We start from the raw sequence: 3,772 nt of genomic DNA on the forward strand, positions 1-3,772 counted from the left end.
AATGCCAAAAAGAAAAATCAGAGAACTTTCAAGACTTTTAAATCCTATTGACGATTTCAATAAGTATAATATTTAGCATATATAACATCAAATATATTGTATATGAAATACTTCACAAAAAGAGTAATAAGAAATCGGTGTAAGAGCAGTTGTATAAATATTTTAGATAAAATTTTGATATTGAAAGAATTATTCAAGAGTGGTAGAATAAATCTCGGAGAGTATCTGCGGCAGAATGAGAAATTAAAAACTCCCTAAGTATAAACCGATAAATCGGAATAATACAAAGGGAGGGATGTGTATTACAGATTATGAAATCATTATGATTGTTCTGGGGATATTAACACTGCTGATGTCCTTTGGAAGTCTGATTATTAACATTCTTACTTTTCTCCGCAAAAGAAAGTAGGTTTACCTAGCTCGTCACTGATAAAGATAGGTGCGTCCTTATGGACATCAGCACCAAGTCTTAGGGAGTATACATTTGACATGGATACTCTCTTCTCCATAAATATAGCATATTACAAGGCTAATTGCAAGATGGATTTGTTGCAGAACAAATGCTATAAAGTCCGGTGATATGCCGGTAATAAAATATTCAATGAAAAATACAACTTAGATTTAAAGGGGATTGAAAGGAGATAAAATGTCAGCAAAAAAGACAGAGAAAAAAGTAGAAACAAAAGAAAAGGGGATAAGGCAGAGTGCTTGGGAGAAGTATGATGAAAAGGCGTTAAAAGCCTGCTTTGATTTGAGTGAAACTTACAGGCAGTTTATTTCAGACTGTAAAACTGAAAGAGAATGTGTTGATGAGTCTATAAGACAGGCAGAAGAGGCAGGCTATAAAAATCTTAACAAACTGATTTTAAATAAGGAGAAATTGAACGCAGGTGATAAGGTTTATATTTCTAATATGGGGAAGGCATTAGCTTTGTTTGTAATAGGGAAAAAGCCTTTGGTAGAGGGATTAAACATACTTTGTGCCCATATAGATTCACCTAGAATAGATGCAAAGCAGGTACCACTTTATGAGGATACCGAGATTGCTATGCTTGACACACATTATTACGGAGGAATTAAGAAGTACCAGTGGGTAACACTTCCTCTTGCTATACATGGTGTGGTAGTAAAAGAAGATGGAACATCTGTAAATATCTGTATAGGTGAAGATGAAGAAGGACCTGTAATCGGAATTACGGATTTACTTATCCATCTTTCTGCAGACCAGTTGCAAAAGACAGCATCTAAGGTGGTTGAGGGAGAAGATCTTAATGTAATGCTTGGCAGTATGCCACTTAAGGGAGAAGAGAAAGAGGCTGTAAAAGCTAATATATTAAAAATATTAAAAGACAAATATGATATCGAAGAAGAGGATTTTCTTTCGGCAGATCTTGAGATAGTTCCGGCAGGAAAGGCTAAGCATTATGGACTTGATAGCAGTATGATAATGGGATACGGACAGGATGATAGGGTTTGTGCTTATACCTCTCTTAAGGCAATACTTGATGCTCCTGCTCCTGATAAGACAGCCTGCTGCCTGCTTGTAGATAAAGAGGAAATAGGCAGTGTGGGAGCTACAGGTATGGAATCCAGATTCTTTGAGAATGTAGTTGCTGAGGTTATGAACCTTAGAGGAGAGTACAATGAACTTGATTTAAGAAGGGCTCTTGCTAATTCACGTATGCTCTCATCAGATGTAAGTGCAGCGTTTGACCCTAACTATCCTAGTGTAAATGAGAAGAAGAATACGGCTTATTTTGGTAAAGGAATAGTATTTAATAAATATACAGGTTCAAGAGGAAAGAGTGGAAGTAATGAGGCGACTGCTGAGTATATGGCAGCTATAAGAAAGATAATGAAGGATAATAATATCACATTTCAGACAGCAGAACTTGGTAAGGTAGACCAGGGAGGTGGAGGTACTATTGCTTATATTGCAGCTAATTACAATATGGAAGTAATCGACTCCGGTGTAGCAGTTATGAATATGCATGCTCCTTGGGAAATAAGCTGTAAGGCTGATATTTATGAGGCATATCTTGGATACAAGGCCTTTTTAAAAGACGCATAATTTGCAAGATAATTAAATTCGAAATTGAGTTGATGTTTGGTCACAGGAGATGGTTCCTGTGGCCTTTTTATATGATATCCTTTTAATCCACATTATAATTGAATAATATAGAATTTTATGTTATATTTTTTATAGATTTTGATTAAACCTTGAAAGGAGCCTTAAGTGAAAAAAGAATTAGTAGTTGTAATTGATTTTGGTGGACAGTACAACCAGCTTGTGGCTAGAAGAGTGCGAGAAGCAAATGTTTATTGTGAAATATATTCTTACAAGACAGAATTATCTAAGATAAAAGAAATGAATCCTAAGGGGATTATACTTACAGGGGGGCCAAGCAGTGTGTATGAAGAAAATGCTGCTACCTGTAGTGTGGAACTTTTTAAAATGGGAATTCCTGTACTGGGGCTTTGCTATGGAGCACAGCTTATGAGCCATGTCCTTGGGGGCAGGGTTGAAAAAGCTGAACATAGAGAATATGGAAAGACTGAAACGGTTTTTAATACAGAATCCAAATTGTTTAATGGAATTCCTGAAAAATCAATAGTATGGATGAGTCATTTTGACTATATTTCAAAGTTGGCAGAGGGTTTTACTTCTATTGCTCATACCGATTCTACATCAAATGCAGCTATAGAGAATGTAGAGGCAGGGCTTTATGGAATTCAATTCCATCCGGAGGTACTTCACACTGAGTATGGTAAGGAAATGCTTTCAAATTTTGTACATAAAATTTGTGGATGTACAGGTGACTGGAAAATGTCAGCTTTTGCAGAGAATTCTATAAAAGAAATAAGAGAGAAGGTAGGCAATGGAAAGGTACTTTGTGCCTTATCAGGTGGAGTTGACTCCTCGGTAGCTGCAGTTCTTCTTTCTAAGGCAGTGGGAAAACAGCTTACCTGTGTATTTGTTGACCATGGTTTACTTCGTAAAAATGAAGGCGATGAGGTAGAGGCAGTATTTGGATCTGAGGGAAACTATGAGCTTAATTTTATAAGAGTAAATGCACAGGAAAGATTTTATGAGAAGTTAAAAGGGGTAACTGAACCTGAAACCAAACGTAAAATCATAGGTGAGGAATTTATAAGGGTATTTGAAGAAGAGGCTAAGAAAATTGGAACAGTGGACTATCTTGTGCAGGGAACTATATATCCTGATGTAGTGGAGAGTGGGGTAGGCGGTGAGTCTGTAGTAATCAAATCTCACCACAATGTAGGTGGACTCCCTGACTATGTAGATTTTAAAGAAATAATTGAGCCATTAAGAAGTCTTTTTAAGGATGAAGTAAGAAAGGTCGGTCTTGAACTTGGTATTTCTGAACGCCTAGTATTCCGCCAGCCTTTCCCAGGTCCCGGCCTTGGCATAAGAATAATAGGAGAGGTAACGGCTGAGAAGGTTAAAATAGTTCAGGATGCAGATGCAATTTATAGAGAAGAAATAGCAAATGCAGGATTAGATAAAACAATAGGACAGTACTTTGCAGCCCTTACCAATATGCGTTCGGTAGGTGTAATGGGTGACGAGAGAACTTATGATTATGCTATTGCTCTAAGAGCAGTAAATACAACTGACTTTATGACGGCAGAGGCAAGCAATCTACCTTGGGAAGTGTTGCAGAAGGTAGTAAGCAGGATAATAAATGAGGTCAGGGGAGTTAACAGGGTACTGTATGATATAACCAGTAAGCCACCGGGGACGATAGAG

At 37.1% G+C, this 3,772-nt stretch carries 2 protein-coding genes; both read left to right on the forward strand.

The features are described from left to right. Positions 1-646 precede the first annotated feature (646 nt). Positions 647-2,071 carry an aminopeptidase gene (locus tag ACTTG8_RS09895; protein WP_442561942.1) on the forward strand — a complete coding sequence of 475 codons (1,425 nt, stop codon included), beginning with the start codon at positions 647-649 and terminating at the stop codon, positions 2,069-2,071. A gap of 165 nt (positions 2,072-2,236) precedes the next feature. Continuing rightward, the coding region (gene guaA, locus ACTTG8_RS09900; protein ID WP_442561943.1) for a glutamine-hydrolyzing GMP synthase at positions 2,237-3,772 on the forward strand (1,536 nt) is incomplete at its 3' end.

The organism is Catonella sp. (assembly GCF_052173895.1).
In the GTDB taxonomy this organism is placed as follows: Bacteria; Bacillota; Clostridia; order Lachnospirales; family Lachnospiraceae; genus Catonella.